Here is an 18,080-nt window from a genome sequence, read left to right as displayed (position 1 = left end):
GCGAAACTTCCCTACGCCGCCGTCCAGCGCCACGCCAGGTAGGCCAGGGGCGCGCACGCCAGCAGGAACGGGATCGACACCCGGTGCAGCAGCCGCAGGCCGTGCGGCTGCCGCGCCAGGCGCAGCGCGATCAGGTTCGCCAGCGAACCGATGGCGAGGCCGAAGCCGCCCACGTTGACCGCCACCGCCAGCGCGATGGCGTCCGGGGCGCGGTCCAGCAGCAGCACCGTGGCCGGCACGTTGCTGATCAGTTGCGAGGCGGCGATGCCGGCGAGATAGAGGGTCAGCGGCTGGCCGAAATCGAGCCGGCCCAGCGCATGGCTCACCCACGGCAACTCGGCGAGATGGCCGAGGCCGAGGAAGATCGCCGCGAACGTGGCGAGCAGCAGCCAGTCGATGCGCGCCAGCAGGCGCCGGTCCAGCAATGCGAACGGCAGCAGCAACAGGCCCGCGCCGAGCAGCGCGTGGCCGTGCTCCATCATCAGCACCATCGCCACCAGCGCGAGCGTCGACAGCAGCGCCTGCGCGTTCGACACGGCGTGGCCGTCGATCCTGTCCGCGCTCAGCGCGATGCGGTCCCGCGGCAGCCACAGCCAGGTCAGCGCGGCGACCATCGCGAACATCACCGCCGCCACCGGCAGCATCGCCGCCGCGAAATGCAGGAACGGCAACTGCGCGTGCTGCCACAGCAGCAGGTTCTGCGGATTGCCGATCGGGCTCAGGGTGGAGCCGGCGTTCACCGCCAGCGCCTCCAGCACCGCCATGCGCGCCACCGGCAGGTTCGACATGCCGCCGATCGCCACCGTCAGCGGCACGACCAGGAACAGGCTGACGTCGTTGGTCAGCACCATCGACAGCAGCGCGGTCATGCCGACCAGCAACAGGCCCAGGCCGCGCAGCGAGTGCATCCGCGCCACCAGGGCGCCGGCCGCATGCTGCACCAGCCCGCTGTCGCGGATGCCCTGGATCGTGACCAGCAGCCCGAGCAGGCCGGCCAGCGTGGGCAATTGCAGCCAGCGCCGGTAGCTCGCCAGCGGCTGCGGATCGAACAGCGCCAGCGCGATCGCCAGCAGCGCGAACAGCACCAGCAGCCACTCGGCCTGCAGCCTTGCCCGCCAGCGGAGGCGCGTGTGGGTGGGCTCATTCAGCACGGGAAATCTCGCATGGGTGGTCTTCGTCCATCATCCGACAGGCTTTTGTTACGTCATCGCAGCAAAGGCCGGCGTCGCCCCGTCATCCCGGCGAGAACCGGGATCCAGCGCTTTGGGTTTCGTCGGCTTGAAGTCGCTGGATGACCAGCCCTTCGGCTGTTGATAAAGCGCCTCCTGCGTTCGCAGGAATGACGGTGTTGGTGCAGGGGGCGGGGAACATGGACGCTTGACCGGAACGCCACGGCTCACCACTCGCCCAGGCCCTCGACCTCGTACAGGCGCTTCCAGCTCGGCCGCGCACGCACCAGGTCGGCCAGTTGCCGCAGCGCAGGCCATTCGGTGGCCGGGCGCGGCATGTTGCGCGACCAGCGCATCAGCATGGTCAGCAGCAGGTCGGCGCCGGAGAACTCGGCGCCGAGCAGGTAGGGGCCGTGGGCGGCCAGGTGCGCGTCCAGCAGTTCCCACACCGCCTCGATCTTGTGCCGTAGCGCAGCGCGTACCTCCGGCGTGTGCCGTTCGCCGCCGAGTTCCGACGGGTAGAACCACAGCCGGTAGGTCGACATCAGCGTATTGCTCAGGTAGACGATCCACTGCAGCCACGCCGCCCGCCCGGGCGTGCCCGGCGGCGGCGCCAGCTTCGCCTCGGGATGGCGCTCGGCCAGCAGCATCAGCAGGGCCGCCGATTCCGCGTACGGCTTCCCGTCGACCACCAGCGTCGGCACCACACCGCGCGGGTTGAGCGCGAGGTAGGCGGGATCGCGCTGCGCCTGCGCGTCGATGTCGACCAGCTTCAGCTCGTGCGGCGCGCCGGTTTCCAGCAGGGCCAGGTGAACCACCATGCTGGCGGTGCCGGGAGAGTAGTAGAGGGTGTACATGGAAGTGCCCTGCCGGTAAGTGGGGGATGGCGCGCGCCGCGCGGTGACGTTGCCGCCTTCGCCGTGGTCGCGCAGGCGGCGCGTCACTTTATCAGTCGGGCATTTCGCCGGGCACACCGGGTTGCCGAGGCGGGTCGCCCGCAACGGCACGCACGGCATCAGGGGCGCGGCCAGCAGCGGGTGGCCGCGTCGGGGGGATCCCCAGGAGGCGGCCCGGAATAGCCTGGCTCAGCCCTCCCGCAGCAGGCGCATCGGCGAAGTGCGCGTCACCTTGCGCGTGCCGGCCAGCCCCAGCAGCATCACCACGAGGGCGGCGCCGAACGCGGCCAACGCCAGCGGCCACAGCGGCGGCACGAAGCCGTCGATGCGGAACACCGCGCGGCCCATCCACCAGCCGGTGCCGGCAGCGCCGAGCGCGGCGGTGAGGCCGGCGATCAGGCCGAGCAGGGCGAACTCGCAGGCCGCCGCCGCGCGCAACTGGTTGCGCCGCGCGCCGAGGGTGCGCAGCAGGGCGGCCTCGTGACGGCGTTCGGCGGCGCTGGCGGCCAGCGACGCGGCCAGCACCAGCGCGCCGGCGATCAGGCTGAAGCCGAGCACCCAGCGCACCGCCAGGCTGACCCGGTCGACGATCTCGCGTACGCGGTCGAGCAGCGAATCGACGTCGATCAGGCTGAGGTTGCCGAAGTCGCGCGACAACTGCGCCAGCGCCGCGGCGTGGCCGCGCGGCAGGTAGAAGCTGGCGATCCAGGTGTGCGGCAGCTCGCCGGCGTGGGCCGGATCGAGCAGCAGGAAGAAATTGACCCGGAACGAGTTCCAGTCGACCTTGCGGATGCTGCCGACCTTCGCCTCGAGGGTGCCTTCGCCGACGTCGAAGCGCATCGTGTCGCCGACCTTCAGCGCGAACATGTCGCGCCACATGGTGTCGATCGATACCTCCGCCTGCGCCGGCCGCGGCCCGGCCCAGCGGCCGGCGACCACCTGGTTGGCCGGCGGCAGCGCATCGGCCCACGACAGGCGCAGTTGCCGGTCGGCCCAGTCCTTGGCGCGCTCGTCGGCGAAATGGAGCCGGTCGATCGGTGTGCCGTTGATCGCGGTGAGCTTGCCCACCGCCAGCGGCAGCATGTTGAGCTGGCCGCCGCCGATCCGCGCCAGCGTCTGCTCGAAGCCGGCGCGCTGGTCGTCCTGCAGGTTGAGCACGAACCAGTTCGGCGTGTCGGCCGGCAGTTCGCGGCGCCAGCCTTCGAGCAGGGCCGGCGCGACGACCGCCAGCAACAGCAGCGCCACCAGGCCCAGGCTCAGCGCGGTGGCCTGGACCAGGCTGGTGCCGCGCCGCCGCGCCAGCGCGGCGAGGCCCAGCCGCAGCGCCGGATGCGCCCCGGGCGCGATCCGCCGGGCCAGCCACAGCAGCGCGGCGGCGAGCAGGGCGGCCACTGCGGCGACGCCGGCCAGGCTGGCCGCGAGGATGCCGGCCAGCCTGGCCGAGCCGCTCTGGCTGGCGATCAGGGCCAGCGCGACCAGTGCCGGGACCAGGTACAGCGCATCGAAGCGGCGCACCCGCCGCGTCATGCTTTCGCGGAACACCGCCACCGGCGGCACCTCGGCCAGCCGCGCCAGCGGCGGCAGCGCGAAGCCGGCGAGCACCGCGATGCCCATCGCCGCGGCCGCGAAGGCGGGCCCCAGCGGCAGCGTGGTCGGCGTGCCGGCGAACAGCCCGCTGGCGAACAGCCAGGCGCCCTGCGCCAATGCCAGCGCGAGCAGCAGGCCGAGCGCGGCGGCCGGCAGCGCGAGCGCGCCGAGCGTGCCCAGCAGCAGGCCGAGCACGCGCCGGCGCGGGGTGCCCAGGGCGCGCAGCAAGGCCACCTCGTTCGCCTTGCGCCGGGCATAGCGCTGCGCGGCGAGTGCGATCGCCACGCCGGCGAGCAGGGCGGACAGCAGGGCGGTGAGGCGCAGGAACGCGCTGGCGCGGTCGAACGCGCTGCGCATGCGTTCCTGGGTCTGTTCCGGGGTAATCAACTGCGCGCCCTGCGGCAGCGCCGCCGATTCCAGCCAGGTGCGCCAGCCGCGCACCGCGTCCGGCGCGCCCGCGGCCAGCAGACGGTGCCGCGCGCGGCTGCCGACGCCGAGCAGGCCGGCCTGCTCGGCGTCGGCCAGGGCCATGATCGCGCGCGGCGCCAGCGCGAACAGCTCGCCGCCGTCGGGCTGGCGCAGCAGTTCGGCGGCGACGGCCAGGTCGCGCCCGCCCAGTTGCACGCGGTCGCCCACCTTCAGGCCCAGCGCGACCAGCGCGCGATGGTCGAGGTAGACGCTGCCGCTGGCCGGCGCATGGCCGTTGTAGGCGTTGCCGTTCGCGCCGCGCAGTTCCAGCGTGCCGCGCAGCGGGTAGGCCGCGTCGCTGGCCTGCACGTCGAGCAACTGGCTCTGGCCGTGGCTGAAGGCGACGCTGGGGAAGCTCGCGCCGCGGCTGAGCGCCAGCCGGTGCCGCGCCGCCTGCGCGGCGAACGCCGCCGGCAGCGCCTGTGGCGAGGACACGCCCAGGTCGCCGCCGATCAGCTCGGCGGCGCCGGCCAGCATGCCGCGCTCGATCCGCGTCGCCAGGGTAGCCACCACGCCGAGCGCGACCACCGCCAGCACCAGCGAGGCGGCCAGGGTGCGCAGTTCCGGCAGGCGCCACTCGCGGCGCAGGCTGCGCAGGGCCAGCAGGAACAGCCTCATGCCGCGGCGCCCGTCAGTACGCGGCCCTGTTCCAGCTCGACCCGCCGCGTGCAGCGCGCCGCCAGGTGCGGATCGTGGGTGACCAGCACCAGGGTGGTGCGGTGGTCGTGGTTCAGCCCGAACAGCAGGTCGGCGACGTGGTGGCCGGTGCGCTGGTCGAGGTTGCCGGTGGGCTCGTCGGCGAACAGCAGGCGCGGCCCATGCACGAAGGCGCGGGCGATCGCCACCCGCTGCTGCTCGCCGCCAGACAGTTGCGCCGGGTAGTGCCGCCGCCGCGCGCTCAGCCCGACCGCCTCCAGCGCCGCGCGCGCCCTTGCGCGGGCGTCGCTGCGGCCTTCCAGCTCCAGCGGCAGCATCACGTTCTCCTCGGCGGTCAGGGCCGGCAGCAGGTGGAACGACTGGAACACGAAGCCGACCAGCCGCCGGCGCACGTCGGCGCGCGCTTCCTCGTCCATTTGCTCCAGCGCGTGGCCGTCGAGCCGGATGCTGCCGGCGCTGGGCGTGTCCAGGCCGGCCAGCAGGCCGAGCAGGGTGGTCTTGCCCGAACCGGAGGCACCGACGATGGCGAAGCTTTCGCCGGCCCCGACCGCCAGGCCGACGCCGTCGAGGATGTCCAGCCGGCCCTCGGGGCCTCGCACCGACTTGCTAACATCGCGGGCTTCGAGAAGAGGACGGGATGGATCGCTCATGCGTCGTTTCCTTGCGTTGGTCATGGCTGCATTGTTCTTGCCGCTGGTCCTGCCGTGCGGCTCCGGCCCGGCCCATGCGGCCACGCCGAAGACGGTGCTGGTGCTGGGCGATTCGCTGTCCGCCGCGCACAACATTGCGGCCGGGCAGGGTTGGGTGCATCTGCTGGAAGTACGTCTTGCCGAGATGGAGCCGGGCTGGCGCGCGATCAATGCCAGCATCAGCGGCGAAACCTCGCTGAGCGGGCGCAACCGGCTGCCGGGGCTGCTGGCGAAATACCGGCCCGCCGTCGTGGTGCTGGAACTGGGTGCGAACGACGGCCTGCGCGGCCTGCCACTGCCGGCGCTGCGGGACAACCTCGGCGCGATGGTCGATGCGGCGCAGAAGGCCGGGGCCAGGGTGCTGCTGCTGGGCATCGAGCTGCCGGTGAACTACGGCCCGCAGTACCGCGACGGCCTGCGTGCGGTCTATGCCGAGCTGGCGCGCGAAAAGCGCACGGCGCTGGTGCCGTTCCTGCTCCAGGGCGTCGCGCTGGACCCGTCGCGGATGCAGGACGACGGACTGCATCCGAACGCGGCCGGCGAGCCGGCGGTGCTCGACACGGTGTGGGCCGCGTTGCATCCCCTGCTGCGCTGAGGCCGGGCCGGGCACCCGCAGGCGTTGCCGCCCCGGGCGTTCCGGGCGCATCCCAACCTCGTCTGAACCGGGGTGGCCGATTTCACGAACCGGTCACCCGTGCGGCCGTTACCTTTTCACGTATGTGAAATCACTTTCGGGAGCGTCACCATGAGCCTTCGCGACGAACAGGCCGGCCTGATCCTGCTGGTGGAGGACAACCGCCAGATCGCCGAGATGGTGGGCGAGTTCCTCGAGCGCCGCGGCTATTCGGTGGACTACGCCGCCGACGGCGTCAGCGGCCTGCACCTGGCGGTGTCCAACAGCTACGACGTGGTGGTGCTGGACCTGATGCTGCCGGGCATGGACGGCCTGGACGTGTGCCGCAAGCTGCGCAAGGACGCGAAGAAGTCCACCCCGGTGCTGATGCTGACCGCCCGCGACACGCTCGACGACAAGCTGGTGGGGCTGGAGGCCGGCGCCGACGACTACCTGGTCAAGCCGTTCGAGGTGCGCGAGCTGGAGGCCCGCCTGCGCGCGCTGATCCGCCGCGACCGCCGCCAGGTTTCGTCCGAGGTGCTTACCGTGGGCGACATGACGCTGGACACCGCCACGCTGCGGCTGACCCGCGGCGGCCAGGAGCTGACCGTGTCGCCGATAGGGCTGAAGCTGCTGGCGATCCTGATGCGCGAATCGCCGCGCGTGGTCAGCCGGCGCGACATCGAGCGGGAGATCTGGGGCGACACGCTGCCCGATTCCGACACCTTGCGCTCGCACCTGTACAACCTGCGCCGGGTGATCGACAAGCCGTTCGAACGCGCCCTGCTGCATACCATCCATTCGGCCGGCTACCGGCTTGCCGACCTCGATGCGGAGGTGGCGACTGCTACCCAGCCGGCCTGAAGGGGCAGGTTGCCGGTCAACCCGAGGCATCATGGATACCAGGGCCAAGTCGCCATCAACGACCACGTTCCGGGCCGGCGCCTTCCAGCGCCGGCTCGCGCTGATCTTCGGCCTGCAGTTGCTGGCGGTGGCGATCGCCGTGCTGATGGGCATCTACGACGTGGCGCCGCTCGGTGCCGTGCTGGCGCTGATCGCGATCATCAGCGTGCTGGCCTGGCTCGCCGCGCGGCGCGAATGGCGCCCGGTGAGCACGCTGGCGGGGGTGCTCAAGCGCTGGAACGAGCAGCGTCCGGACCTGGACTCGCTGCAGCCGGAGCGGCTGTCGCGGCGCACCGACGCCGACGTCGCCGCGCTGGCGCGCGGGCTGCACGGCTTCGCCACGCGGATCGCCGACTACAACCTGCGCGAGCGCAACTTCACCCGCGACGCCAGCCACGAACTGCGCAGCCCGCTCACGGTGATCAAGATGTCCACCGACATGCTGGGCGACGAGACCGCGCTGAGCGATTTCGGCAACCGCTCGGTGCAGCGGATCAAGCGCGCCGCGCGCGAGATGGAGGCCGTGGTGGAGGCGCTGCTGATCCTGGCGAGGGAGAGCGAGCGGACCGGCACGGAAGAGCATTTCGTGGTCAACGACCTGCTGCACAGCCTCATCGACGAGGTGCGCCAGGTGCTGGACGGGCGGCCGGTGGAGCTGTGGCTGGACGAGTCGGCGCGGTTCGCCCTGCATGCGCCGCCGCGGGTGTTCGCGGTGCTGTGCTGGCAGCTCATCCGCAACGCCTGCCAGCAGGCCGAGGGAGGGCGCGTGGTAATCACCGTGCTGCCCGGCATGGTGACCGTGGCGAACCAGGCCGCAGCAAGCACCGCGCTGGCCGAGCAGCACCCCGGCTTCGAGCTGGCGATTGCGCAGCGCATCAGCGAGCGCTTCGCATGGCCGCTGGAGCTGCCGGCCGGGGAGGGCGGCGAGCGCGTCGCGAAGGTCCGCTTCCCGGAGCCGCTGCCGGCGTAGGCGGCGGGAACCCGCGACTGCGCCGGCCCGGGGCGGAGTCGCGGGTGCGTCGGGCGCCTCGGTGGATCAGCCGGCCTGCAATGCCGGGGCGACCGCGAACGCGCAGCCGGTCTTCGCCTTCACGTCGTCCAGCGCCACGCCCTCGTGCAGTTCGATCAGGGTGAGGCCCTTGCCCTTCTCCACCTCGAACACGCACAGGTCGGTGATGATGAGATCCACCACCTGCTTGCCGGTGAGCGGCAGGTCGCACTGGTCCTTGATCTTGGGCGAGCCGTCCTTCGCGCAGTGCTCCATCAGCACCACCACGCGCTTGACGCCGCTGACCAGGTCCATCGCGCCGCCGGGGCCCTTGACCATCTTGCCGGGCACCATCCAGTTGGCGAGGTCGCCGTGCGCGGAGACCTCCAGGCCGCCCAGGATCGACAGATCGATGTGGCCGCCGCGGATCATCGCGAACGACTCGGCGCTGGAGAAGAAGCTGGAGCCGGGCAGGGTGGTGATGGTCTGCTTGCCGGCGTTGATGAGGTCCGGGTCGATCCGGTCCTCGGTCGGGAACGGGCCGATGCCGAGCAGACCGTTCTCCGACTGCAGGATCACGTCCATGCCGTCGGGAATGAAGTTGGCGACCAGGGTGGGAATGCCGATGCCCAGGTTGACGTAGAAGCCGTCGCGCAGTTCCTTCGCCGCGCGCTTCGCCATCGCGGTGCGGATCGGGCTTTCCTTGCCGGTGTTGGCGCCGGCGACGGTGCGGAACTCGATGCGCTTCTCGTACTTCGTGCCCTGGATGATGCGGTCGACGTAGATGCCCGGCACGTGGATGTTGTCCGGGTCCAGCGCGCCCACCTCGACCAGTTCCTCCACCTCGGCCACGCACGTCTTGCCGCAGGTGGCGATCATCGGGTTGAAGTTGCGCGCGGTCTCGCGGAACACAAGGTTGCCGAGGCGGTCGCCCTTCCACGCCTTCACGATGGAGAGGTCGGCGGTGATCGCCTCCTCCAGCACGTATTCCTTGCCGTCGAACACCTTGGTTTCCTTGCCCTCGGCCAGCTTGGTGCCGAACGCGGTGCGGGTGTAGAAGCCGGGGATGCCGGCGCCGCCGGCGCGCAGCTTCTCGGCCAGGGTGCCCTGCGGGGTCAGGTGCAGCTCCAGCTCGCCGGACAGCACCTGGCGCTCGAATTCCTTGTTCTCGCCCACGTAGGAGGCGTACACGCGCTTGACTTGGTGGGTCTTGAGCAGCGGGCCCATGCCGAAATCGTCCACGCCGGCATTGTTGCCGACGATGGTCAGCCCCTTGGTGCCCGCTTCCAGCAGGGCGCCGATCAGGTTTTCCGGAATGCCGCACAGGCCGAAGCCGCCCGCGGCGATCGTCATGTCGTCGAACAGCAGTCCGTCCAGGGCCGCGCCCGCGCTTGCGTACACCTTGTCCATCGCATGCCTTCCTCAGGGGGAGTCAGCGGACAAGGATACGACGGATCGGCCGCCCCGGCCCCGGACCGGACGTGCAGGCGGCCCCGGAGATGCCTGTGGCGGGCATCCCGGGGTTCATATCGTTATGCGATTTGGCAAGTTCGCAGGGCGCCGGCCACCGCCTAGTCTGGCCCTCCCCGGCAAACCCCTGGCGGAGGCCACGATGAAAAAGTACCCGGTGCTGTTCGCACTCGCCGCCGCGCTGGCGGCCACGGCCGCGGCCGCGAAAGACGTCACCCTGCTCAACGTGTCCTACGACCCCACGCGCGAGCTGTACCGCGACGTCAACAAGGCCTTCGCCGCGCAATGGAAGGCGCAGCACGGCGACGACGTGACCATCGAGATGTCGCACGGCGGCTCCGGCAAGCAGGCGCGATCGGTGACGGACGGGCTGCCGGCCGACGTGGTCACCCTGGCGCTGGCCTGGGACATCGACGCGATCGCCGACCGCGGCTACCTGCCGAAGGACTGGCAGCAAAGGCTGCCGCAGCACGCCTCGCCGTACACCTCCACCATCGTGTTCCTGGTGCGCAAGGGCAACCCGAAGGGCATCCGCGACTGGCCCGACCTGATCCGCCCCGGCGTGCAGGTGATCACGCCGAACCCGAAGACCTCCGGCGGCGCGCGCTGGAACTTCCTGGCGGCGTGGGGCTATGCGCTGAAGCGGCCCGGCGGCGACGAGGCCAAGGCGCGCGCCTACGTGCACGAGCTGTTCAGGCACGTGCCGGTGCTGGATACCGGCGCGCGCGGGGCCACCAACACCTTCGTGCAGCGCGGCGTCGGCGACGTGCTGCTGGCGTGGGAGAACGAGGCGCTGCTGGCGCAGCAGGAGCTGGGCAAGGACAGCTTCGAGATCGTGGCGCCGTCGCTGAGCATCCTGGCCGAGCCGCCGGTGGCGGTGGTCGACCGCAACGCCGACAAGCACGGCACCCGCGCGGTCGCCGAGGCCTACCTGAAGTTCCTCTACTCGCCCGAGGGGCAGGCGATCGTGGCGAAGCGCTTCTACCGGCCGCGCTCGGCCGAGGCGGTGCAGCGGTCCGCCGCGCAGTTCCCCAAGGTGGCCACCTTCACCATCGACGAGGTGTTCGGCGGCTGGCGCCAGGCGCAGGCGAAGTTCTTCGCCGACGGCGCCATCTTCGACCAGATCGGCCCGGGCAGTTGAGCCGCATGCGCCGCCGGATCCTGCCGGGCTTCGGCCTCGGTCTGGGCTACACGCTGGCCTACCTGGGGCTGGTCGTGCTGCTGCCGCTGGCGGCGCTGGCCTGGAAGGCGTCCGGCCTCGGCGCCGCCGAGCTGTGGCGGTTGCTGGCGGCGCCGCGCACGCTGGCCGCGCTGAAGCTGAGCTTCGGCGGCGCGCTGCTGGCGGCGTCGGTCAACGCCCTGGCCGGGCTGCTGGTGGCGTGGGTGCTGGTGCGCTACCGCTTTCCGGGCCGGCGGCTGTTCGATGCGCTGATCGACCTGCCGTTCGCGCTGCCGACCGCCGTGGCCGGCATTGCGCTGACCACGCTGTATGCGCCCAATGGCTGGCTCGGCGGCTGGCTCGGCACGTTCGGGATCAAGGTGGCATACACGCCGCTGGGCGTGCTGCTGGCGATGGTGTTCGTGGGCTTTCCGTTCGTGGTGCGTACCTTGCAGCCGGTGCTCGAATCGCTGGAACGCGACGTGGAGGAGGCCGCCGAGAGCCTGGGCGCGCGGCGCCGGCAGGTGTTCGTGCGGGTGATCCTGCCGCTGCTGCTGCCGACCCTGCTGACCGGCTTCGCGCTGGCGCTGGCGCGCGCGGTGGGCGAGTACGGCTCGGTGATCTTCATCGCCGGCAACCTGCCGTCCTATTCCGAGATCGCGCCGCTGCTGATCGTGCAAAAGCTCGAACAGTTCGACTATGCCGGTGCCGCCGCGCTCGGTACGGCGATGCTGCTGGCCTCGTTCGCGCTGCTGCTGGCGGTCACCCTGCTGCAGCGCTGGAGCCATCGCTGGGCGGAGCCGGCGCGATGAGCGCGCGCCGGCCGGACCTTCCGCTGCGGCTGCGGCGCGGCGCGCTGGTGCTGGCGGCGGTGGGTTTCATGGCGCTGTTCCTGCTGCTGCCGCTGGCGGTCGTCTTCGTCGAGGCGCTGCGCGCCGGCGTGACTGCCTACCTGGCCAGCATCCGCCAGCCCGAGACGCTGGCGGCGATCCGGCTGACCCTGCTGGTGGCGGCGATCGCGGTGCCGCTCAACCTGGTGTTCGGGGTGGCCGCGGCGTGGCTGATGGCGCGCTTCGAGTTCCGCGGCAAGGCGCTGCTGGGCGCGTTCATCGACCTGCCGTTCTCGGTGTCGCCGGTGGTCGCCGGTCTGGTCTACGTGTTGCTGTTCGGGGCGCAGGGCTGGTTCGGGCCGTGGCTGGACGCGCACGGGGTGCGCCTGGTCTTCGCGGTGCCCGGGCTGGTGCTGGCGACGGTGTTCGTGACGCTGCCGTTCGTGGCGCGCGAACTGATCCCGCTGATGCAGGCGCAGGGCAGCGAGGAGGAACAGGCCGCGCGCGTGCTCGGCGCGAGCGGCTGGCAGATGTTCGCGCGGGTCACCCTGCCGAACATCCGCTGGGCGCTGCTGTACGGCGTGCTGTTGTGCAATGCCCGCGCCATGGGTGAATTCGGCGCGGTGTCGGTGGTGTCCGGGCATATCCGCGGATTGACCACCACGATGCCGCTGGAGGTGGAGATGCGCTACAACGAATACGATTTCGCCGGTGCGTTCGCGGTGGCCTCGCTGCTGGCCTTGCTGGCGTTGCTCACCCTGGCGGTGAAGTCGCTGCTGGAATGGCGCTACGGCGGCGAGATCGCCGGACGCGCGCGCGGCGGGCACTAGGACGGCGGCATGGCGCTCGAACTTTCCCGCCTCAGCCGTCATTTCACCGGCTTCGCCGCGCTGCACGAGGTCAGCCTGCGCATCGCGCCCGGCGAGTTCCTCGCCTTGCTGGGGCCGTCCGGCTCCGGCAAGACCACCCTGCTGCGCATCCTGGCCGGGCTGGATCATCCCGACAGCGGCAGCGTGTCGCGTGACGGCGAGGATTTCCTCGCGATGGGCGCGCGCGAGCGCGGCGTCGGCCTGGTGTTCCAGCACTACGCGCTGTTCCGCCACCTCAACGTGGCGGAGAACGTCGCGTTCGGGCTGCGCGTGCGGCCGCGGCGCCAGCGGCCGTCGCCGGCCGAGATCGACGCGCGCGTGCAGCGGTTGCTGGAGCGGGTGCAGTTGCAGGGCCTCGGCCGGCGCTATCCGGCGCAGCTCTCCGGCGGCCAGCGCCAGCGCGTGGCGCTGGCCCGCGCGCTGGCGGTGGAGCCCGGCCTGCTGCTGCTGGACGAGCCCTTCGGCGCGCTGGACGCGCAGGTGCGCGTGGGCCTGCGCCGCTGGCTGCGCGAGCTGCACGAGGAGCTGGGGCTGACCACGGTGTTCGTCACTCACGACCAGGAGGAGGCGCTGGAACTGGCCGACCGCGTCGCGGTGATGAACCAGGGCCGGATCGAGCAGATCGGCACGCCCGAGGCGATCTACCAGAAGCCGGCCACGCCGTTCGTATGCAAGTTCATCGGCAAGGCCAACCACCTGCCGCTGCGGCGCGTGCAGGGCCGGCTGGATGCCGGCGGCTGGACGCCCGGCGACGATCCCTGGCAGGGCGTGCCTGCGCGCGCGGTCGCCTACGTGCGGCCCGAGCAGCTTGCGCTGGACGTGCCGGAGACCGCGCCGGGCTGGACGGCGCGTCTGCGGCACGTCTATCCGGCCGGCGGCATCGCGCACCTGGAGCTTGCCGTGGATGCGCTGGCGCAGGTGCTGGAGGCGGACATCGCCGCCGAGGAACTGGCGCGGTGCGGGTTGCAGCCCGGTGCCGTGCTCCGGGTGGCGCCGCGCAGCGCGGCGATCTTCCCGCTCGACGACCGCACCGGCGACACCGTCGCCGGCGGGCGCTGGTCGTGGAGCTGTCGCCGCCACGGCTAGCGGCCGCATCCGGCCTTGATCGAGTACGTCGCCGGCGACCGGAAACGGCCGCCGGGCCGCGGCGCTTTGTCGCCGCCGCGGCATCGACCTACAGCTTTCCGCCGCCAGGCCGATCTGTCGGCGGCGCATCCCCAGCCACCCGTGCGGAGCAATCCGCTCCATGAGAAAGCCGACATGAGAAAGCCGACCCTGCTCGCGAGCCTCGCGCTCCTCCTTGCCGCCCGGCTTGCCGGCGCCACCGAAGGCAAGCCCTACGCCTTCGCAGACAACTGGCCGACCCACCACGTATTCGGCGACGGCACCGACCTGGGCCTGTCGCTCAAGTACCAGTACGACCTCGACCGCTTCTCGAACGACCGCGGCCGGCTGGAGGACGCCCGGACCAACCGCCGCAAGGAACTCGGCGCCTACCTGAAAAAACCGGGCGTCTACGATGCCGTCGCCGCCTACGACTTCCAGGCCAGGGCGTGGCTGGACGTCTACCTCCGCATGCAGAGCAAGGCCTGGTTCGGCCGCGACGCCGGGGCCCTGCGCCTGGGCTTCGGCAAGACGCCGGTGGGCTTCGAGGGCAACACCGGTACCGGTTCCACCACCTTCCTGGAAACCGCGCTGCCGGTCCAGGCGATCTACGCCGGCCGGCGCATCGGCATCGACTGGGCGATCCAGCGCGGGCATTGGCTCGCCAACGCGGGCTACTACCGCGGCGGCGACCTCAACGGCGACAACGACGGCCGCATGCTGGCCGCGCGGTTTGCCTGGGTGCCGCTGAACCGGGCCGGCAACGTGCTGCACCTCGGCGTATCGGCATCGCGCGAGTGGCCCGCCGGCAGCACCGACGGCCGCGGCATCCACACGCCGCCCGGCACGCGCCTGCGCGCGCGGCCAGAGGCAGGACTGGCCGACCGCCTGATCGACTCGGGCACGCTCGCCCCGGCCAGGCGTGTCGAGCGGCGCGGCCTGGAAGGCGTGTGGATCGACGGCCCGTGGTCGGTGCAGGGCGAATACCTCGAGGCCAGGGTCGCCCGGACCCAGGGCCGGCCCGACTTCGACGCCTCCGGCGGCTACGTCTTCGCCAGTTGGGTCGCCACCGGCGAATCGCGCGCGTATGCCGGGGGCAACGTCGGCGACGTGAAGCCGAAGGGACGCTACGGCGCGCTCGAACTGGCGCTGCGCTACAGCGAGCTCGACCTCGACGACGGCCCGGTATCCGGCGGGCGCCAGCGCGACTGGACCCTCGGCGCCAACTGGTACCTCAACCGCTACCTCAAGCTGCAGGCCAACTACGTGCGCGCGCATAGCGAGCGACGCGGGCTGCGGGTCGATCCGGACGTGGTGGAGCTGAGGGCGCAGGTCCAGTTCTGAGGCCGGGCGGCGTCGCCCGAGCGGCGTCGCCGTCGTGGCTTGACTCCATCGTTTACGCATGTGAACATAATTTTCAATTACGTACGTAAACGGTGGCAGCATGGCGATCAGCGAAGCCGAAGCGGTGGTGATGGAGGTGTTGTGGCGCGGTGCGCCGCGCACGGCCGAGGAGATCCTGGCCGAGGTCGGCCCGGCGCAACAGTGGCAGGAGGGCACGGTGAAATCCCTGCTCAACCGGCTGCTGCGCAAGAAGGCCGTGCACGCCGAGCGCGACGGCCGCCGCTACCTGTACACGCCGTTGCTCAGTCGCGGTCAGTACGTACAGCAGGAGAGCAAGGGCCTGCTCGACCGCCTGTTCGGCGGCCGCGTGGCGCCCCTGGTGGCGCACTTCTCCGAGCAGCGCAAATTGTCGAAGAAGGACATCGCCGAGCTGCGCCAGTTGCTCAGGGAGCTGGACGATGAACGGCACTGACTGGGCCGGCATCGACTGGATCGGCCGCGGCTGGCTGTTGCTGCTGGCCTTCAGCGTGGCGGTGCTGGTCGTGGCCGCATTGCGCAGGCCGTGCCGCAGGCTGTTCGGGGCCGAGGCCGCGTTCCGGTTGTGGTTGCTGCCGGCGCTGGCGATGCTGGCGAGTCAGTTGCCGCATGCGGATGCGCCGGCCGCTGCGTTGCCGTCAATGGTGATCGCCGTCGCCTCGGTCGCTAGCGCGTTGCCTGCGTCAGCCGTGCAGGCGAGCGCGATCGACTGGCGTGCAGGCATCGTCGTGGCGTGGCTCGCCGGCATCGCCTTGAGCCTGCTGCAGGCCGTGCTCGCGCAATCGCGCTACCGCGCCCGGTTGCGGGGCGCTGCGGTGGTTCGCGGGGCGTCGCCGCGCCTGCCGGTGTTGCGCGCCGCCGGCATGGACGTCGGTCCGGCCCTGGTCGGCGCGTGGCGGCCGCGCATCGTGCTGCCGGCCGATTTCGACCGCCGCTACGACGAGGCCGAACGCGCCCTGATCCTTGCCCACGAGACCATGCATGCGCGTCGCGGCGATGGCTGGTGGTGCCTGTGCGCGCGCATCGCCGCCGCGCTGTTCTGGTTCCATCCGCTGGCGTGGTGGGCGCTGGCCGCGTTGCGCCACGACCAGGAACTGGCCTGCGACGCCGCCGTGCTGCGCCAGCACGGCGCACGGCGGCGCAGCTATGCCACAGCGATGTTGAAGACCCCGTCGGCGGCACTGGCGCTGCCGATGGGATGCACGTGGTCTCCCCGCCATCCACTCACGGAGCGTATCGCCATGCTGAAAGCACCTGCACCGGACCGTCGCCGTCGTCATGCCGGAGCCATCGCCGGCCTTGCCCTCGCCCTCGTGGTGGGCGGTTCGGTCTACGCCGCCAGCGCCCCTCAGGGAAAGCGCGCGGCCCCGCCGGTTCCGGGCGCGGAATACCAGTTGGACATGCAGATCGAGCTGACGAAGAACGACAGCCACGGCAAGCATTCCGAAGCGGCGGCCCTCGCGCTGTGCATGGCGCCGGGCAAGGCTGCGACGGCGATCGTGGATGCCCTAAAGGTGGAAGCCACCGCCAAGCCCGCGGCCGACGGCCAGGTAAGCGTCGATCTGGCCGTGACCGGCGCCGGCACGCCTCCGCGGCTCGTGCGCGAACGGCTGCACGGCGCGCTCGGGCAGGCCCTGCACGCGGCCGCCGAAGGCTCGTATGCGATCGACGTCACGCCGCAGGCCGGCTGCCCGGCGCGCACGATCGCCGGAGCCTCGCCTGTCAAGGTCAGCGAGCGCGTCACGAACGGCACGGCGCGCGCCGCGGCGGAGTCGATAGCCGCGAAGGCAGGCTGGACCCTGGTCAATCCCGATGCGCTCGGCGATGCCGCCGTCACGCTGTCTTTCAACGGCATGCCGGCCGGCACGGCATTGCAGCAGGTGGCAAGCCTTGCCGGCGTGAAATGGACGCTCGAAGGCTCGAAGGTGCGCTTCATGCCCAAGTGACCGCGGCGGCCTGGGTATACTCGCCCCGTTGCCCGGGGAGAGATCGTCGTGATGTTGCGCCGCCTGCTGGTTGTCTTCGCCGTGTCCGGAGCCGCCGCCATGAGCCACGCCGCCACGCCCGTGCTGGTGATCCACGCCGGCGCGGGCGTTATCAAGCGCGAGATGAGCGCGGCGAAGGAGAAGGACATCCGCGCCGCGCTGGCCCTGGCGCTGAAGGACGGCTACGCCCGGCTCAAGGACGGCAAGCCGGCCACCGAGGCGGTGGCCGCGGCGATCACCGTGCTGGAGGACGACCCGCACTTCAATGCCGGCAAGGGCGCGGTGTTCACCCACGAGGGCAAGAACGAGCTGGATGCGGCGATCATGGACGGCTACACCCTGCGTGCCGGCTCGGTCGCCGGCGTGCGCCGGGTGAAGAACCCGATCCTGCTGGCGCAGGCGGTGATGGAGCATTCGCCGCACGTGATGCTTGCCGGCGACGGCGCCGAGGCGTTCGCCAAGGAGCAGGGCATCACCCTGGTCGATCCTTCCTATTTCCGCACCGAGGAGCGCTGGCAGCAGTTGCAGCGGGCGCTCAAGGAAGACGCCGCGAACCGGCCCCATGCGGACGTCGAGACGGCCAAGCACTTCGGCACGGTCGGCGCGGTGGCGCTGGATGCGCAGGGCCACCTGGCCGCGGGCACGTCCACCGGCGGCATGACCGACAAGCGCTGGGGCCGCATCGGCGATTCGCCGATCATCGGCGCCGGCACCTACGCCAATTCCGGCTGCGCGGTGTCGGGCACCGGCTGGGGCGAGTTCTACATGCGCACCGTGGCCGCGCACGAGATCTGCATGCGGGTTACCCAGATGCGCGTGCCGCTGCAGCGCGCCGCCGCCGAGGTGATCAACCAGGAAATCCCGGCGATGGGCGGCAACGGCGGCGCCATCGCGCTGGACGACAAGGGCAACCTGGCGATGCCGTTCAACACCGACGGCATGTTCCGCGGCTGGATCGGTGCCGACGGCGTGCCGCACGTGGCGATCTACGGCGACGAGGACGACGGCACCGGGCAACTGCTGCCGCCACCGCCGCCTGCCGAGAGTACTGCGCAGCCCTGAGGGGCTGTGCGTTCTTTTTGGGGGCTTGGCTGTGATCGTTCGGGCTGGGGTTGCGTGAGTTTGGGCTCTCCCTCGCCCCGTCATCCCGGCGAAAGCCGANNCTTCAGGCTGCGACGTGCGAAGGCGCTGGATTCCAGCTTTCGCTGGAATGACGGCGTTGTGGGATGGTCGGCAGGGCCGGCCTCGACGTAGAGCCGAGATTTCGAAAGACCTAGATCGTCACCTAGGTGCGTCATCCCGGCGAAGGCCGG

Annotated in this window: 16 protein-coding genes; 11 read left to right on the top strand and 5 right to left on the bottom strand. The window is 71.3% G+C overall.

Going from position 1 to position 18,080, the window contains the following annotated elements; genetic code table 11:
* Positions 1-11: 11 nt before the first annotated feature.
* The 4 genes from ASG87_RS17365 to ASG87_RS17350 all read right to left on the bottom strand — a co-directional run bounded on the left by ASG87_RS17365 (position 12) and on the right by ASG87_RS17350 (position 5,427).
* Positions 12-1,151, bottom strand: a complete 1,140-nt coding sequence (locus tag ASG87_RS17365; RefSeq protein ID WP_235499684.1) for an SLC13 family permease — start codon at positions 1,149-1,151, stop codon at positions 12-14.
* 245 nt (positions 1,152-1,396) lie between these two features.
* Positions 1,397-2,026 (bottom strand): glutathione S-transferase family protein, encoded by a 630-nt coding sequence (locus ASG87_RS17360; protein ID WP_056008144.1) that lies wholly within the window; start codon positions 2,024-2,026, stop codon positions 1,397-1,399.
* 228 nt (positions 2,027-2,254) lie between these two features.
* Positions 2,255-4,738 carry an FtsX-like permease family protein gene (locus tag ASG87_RS17355; protein WP_056008141.1) on the bottom strand — a complete coding sequence of 828 codons (2,484 nt, stop codon included), beginning with the start codon at positions 4,736-4,738 and terminating at the stop codon, positions 2,255-2,257.
* Positions 4,735-5,427 (bottom strand): ATP-binding cassette domain-containing protein, encoded by a 693-nt coding sequence (locus tag ASG87_RS17350; protein ID WP_056008138.1) that lies wholly within the window; start codon positions 5,425-5,427, stop codon positions 4,735-4,737. The genes ASG87_RS17355 and ASG87_RS17350 overlap by 4 nt, the downstream gene beginning before the upstream one ends.
* Before the next feature lie 22 nt (positions 5,428-5,449).
* On the opposite strand from ASG87_RS17350, the gene ASG87_RS17345 reads away from it, so the two are divergent.
* The 3 genes from ASG87_RS17345 (at position 5,450) to ASG87_RS17335 (ending at position 7,952) form a co-directional block, all read left to right on the top strand.
* Positions 5,450-6,061 (top strand): arylesterase, encoded by a 612-nt coding sequence (locus tag ASG87_RS17345; protein WP_235499683.1) that lies wholly within the window; start codon positions 5,450-5,452, stop codon positions 6,059-6,061.
* 150 nt (positions 6,062-6,211) lie between these two features.
* Positions 6,212-6,943 carry a response regulator transcription factor gene (locus ASG87_RS17340; protein WP_056008132.1) on the top strand — a complete coding sequence of 244 codons (732 nt, stop codon included), beginning with the start codon at positions 6,212-6,214 and terminating at the stop codon, positions 6,941-6,943.
* A gap of 31 nt (positions 6,944-6,974) precedes the next feature.
* Positions 6,975-7,952 carry a HAMP domain-containing sensor histidine kinase gene (locus ASG87_RS17335; protein WP_056008129.1) on the top strand — a complete coding sequence of 326 codons (978 nt, stop codon included), beginning with the start codon at positions 6,975-6,977 and terminating at the stop codon, positions 7,950-7,952.
* 66 nt (positions 7,953-8,018) lie between these two features.
* On the opposite strand, the gene ASG87_RS21275 is transcribed toward ASG87_RS17335, so the two are convergent.
* Positions 8,019-9,380: a 3-oxoacid CoA-transferase gene (locus tag ASG87_RS21275; protein WP_056008126.1), complete on the bottom strand. Its 1,362-nt coding sequence runs from the start codon at positions 9,378-9,380 to the stop codon at positions 8,019-8,021.
* A gap of 202 nt (positions 9,381-9,582) precedes the next feature.
* Between ASG87_RS21275 and ASG87_RS17325 the strand changes: the two genes are divergently transcribed.
* The 8 genes from ASG87_RS17325 to ASG87_RS17290 all read left to right on the top strand — a co-directional run bounded on the left by ASG87_RS17325 (position 9,583) and on the right by ASG87_RS17290 (position 17,829).
* Complete coding sequence (locus ASG87_RS17325; RefSeq protein ID WP_082583055.1) at positions 9,583-10,581, top strand: sulfate ABC transporter substrate-binding protein; 999 nt, start codon at positions 9,583-9,585, stop codon at positions 10,579-10,581.
* A gap of 5 nt (positions 10,582-10,586) precedes the next feature.
* A complete protein-coding gene (gene cysT / locus ASG87_RS17320; RefSeq protein ID WP_056008120.1) occupies positions 10,587-11,411 on the top strand; it encodes a sulfate ABC transporter permease subunit CysT in 825 nt (274 codons plus the stop codon).
* Positions 11,408-12,259 (top strand): sulfate ABC transporter permease subunit CysW, encoded by an 852-nt coding sequence (gene cysW / locus ASG87_RS17315; RefSeq protein WP_056008117.1) that lies wholly within the window; start codon positions 11,408-11,410, stop codon positions 12,257-12,259. The genes cysT and cysW overlap by 4 nt, the downstream gene beginning before the upstream one ends.
* 9 nt (positions 12,260-12,268) lie before the next feature.
* On the top strand, positions 12,269-13,384 hold the full coding sequence (locus ASG87_RS17310) for a TOBE-like domain-containing protein (protein ID WP_056008114.1): 1,116 nt from the start codon (positions 12,269-12,271) through the stop codon (positions 13,382-13,384).
* Between the two features lie 174 nt (positions 13,385-13,558).
* Positions 13,559-14,746 (top strand): porin, encoded by a 1,188-nt coding sequence (locus ASG87_RS17305; RefSeq protein WP_056008111.1) that lies wholly within the window; start codon positions 13,559-13,561, stop codon positions 14,744-14,746.
* Between the two features lie 100 nt (positions 14,747-14,846).
* Positions 14,847-15,218, top strand: coding sequence for a BlaI/MecI/CopY family transcriptional regulator (locus ASG87_RS17300; RefSeq protein ID WP_056008109.1), 372 nt, complete (start codon positions 14,847-14,849; stop codon positions 15,216-15,218).
* A gap of 37 nt (positions 15,219-15,255) precedes the next feature.
* Positions 15,256-16,728, top strand: a complete 1,473-nt coding sequence (locus ASG87_RS17295) for a M56 family metallopeptidase (protein ID WP_235499682.1) — start codon at positions 15,256-15,258, stop codon at positions 16,726-16,728.
* A 99-nt stretch (positions 16,729-16,827) separates the two neighbouring features.
* Positions 16,828-17,829 carry an isoaspartyl peptidase/L-asparaginase gene (locus ASG87_RS17290; RefSeq protein ID WP_056009082.1) on the top strand — a complete coding sequence of 334 codons (1,002 nt, stop codon included), beginning with the start codon at positions 16,828-16,830 and terminating at the stop codon, positions 17,827-17,829.
* Positions 17,830-18,080 lie beyond the last annotated feature (251 nt).

It is taken from the genome of Frateuria sp. Soil773 (assembly GCF_001428405.1).
Taxonomy (GTDB): domain Bacteria; phylum Pseudomonadota; class Gammaproteobacteria; order Xanthomonadales; family Rhodanobacteraceae; genus LMSL01.
The sequence above is the reverse complement of the archived record's forward strand: the minus strand, read 5'-3'. Positions and strand labels throughout refer to the sequence as shown.

Bases quoted from the DNA above. Each gene is read 5' to 3' on its own strand.
- ASG87_RS17360 (WP_056008144.1), bottom strand. From the start codon at position 2,026: ATGTACACCCTCTACTACTCTCCCGGCACCGCCAGCATGGTGGTTCAC.
- ASG87_RS17355 (WP_056008141.1), bottom strand. From the start codon at position 4,738: ATGAGGCTGTTCCTGCTGGCCCTGCGCAGCCTGCGCCGCGAGTGGCGC.
- ASG87_RS17350 (WP_056008138.1), bottom strand. From the start codon at position 5,427: ATGAGCGATCCATCCCGTCCTCTTCTCGAAGCCCGCGATGTTAGCAAG.
- ASG87_RS17345 (WP_235499683.1), top strand. From the start codon at position 5,450: ATGGCTGCATTGTTCTTGCCGCTGGTCCTGCCGTGCGGCTCCGGCCCG.
- ASG87_RS17340 (WP_056008132.1), top strand. From the start codon at position 6,212: ATGAGCCTTCGCGACGAACAGGCCGGCCTGATCCTGCTGGTGGAGGAC.
- ASG87_RS17335 (WP_056008129.1), top strand. From the start codon at position 6,975: ATGGATACCAGGGCCAAGTCGCCATCAACGACCACGTTCCGGGCCGGC.
- ASG87_RS21275 (WP_056008126.1), bottom strand. From the start codon at position 9,380: ATGGACAAGGTGTACGCAAGCGCGGGCGCGGCCCTGGACGGACTGCTG.
- ASG87_RS17325 (WP_082583055.1), top strand. From the start codon at position 9,583: ATGAAAAAGTACCCGGTGCTGTTCGCACTCGCCGCCGCGCTGGCGGCC.
- cysT (WP_056008120.1), top strand. From the start codon at position 10,587: ATGCGCCGCCGGATCCTGCCGGGCTTCGGCCTCGGTCTGGGCTACACG.
- cysW (WP_056008117.1), top strand. From the start codon at position 11,408: ATGAGCGCGCGCCGGCCGGACCTTCCGCTGCGGCTGCGGCGCGGCGCG.
- ASG87_RS17310 (WP_056008114.1), top strand. From the start codon at position 12,269: ATGGCGCTCGAACTTTCCCGCCTCAGCCGTCATTTCACCGGCTTCGCC.
- ASG87_RS17305 (WP_056008111.1), top strand. From the start codon at position 13,559: ATGAGAAAGCCGACCCTGCTCGCGAGCCTCGCGCTCCTCCTTGCCGCC.
- ASG87_RS17300 (WP_056008109.1), top strand. From the start codon at position 14,847: ATGGCGATCAGCGAAGCCGAAGCGGTGGTGATGGAGGTGTTGTGGCGC.
- ASG87_RS17290 (WP_056009082.1), top strand. From the start codon at position 16,828: ATGAGCCACGCCGCCACGCCCGTGCTGGTGATCCACGCCGGCGCGGGC.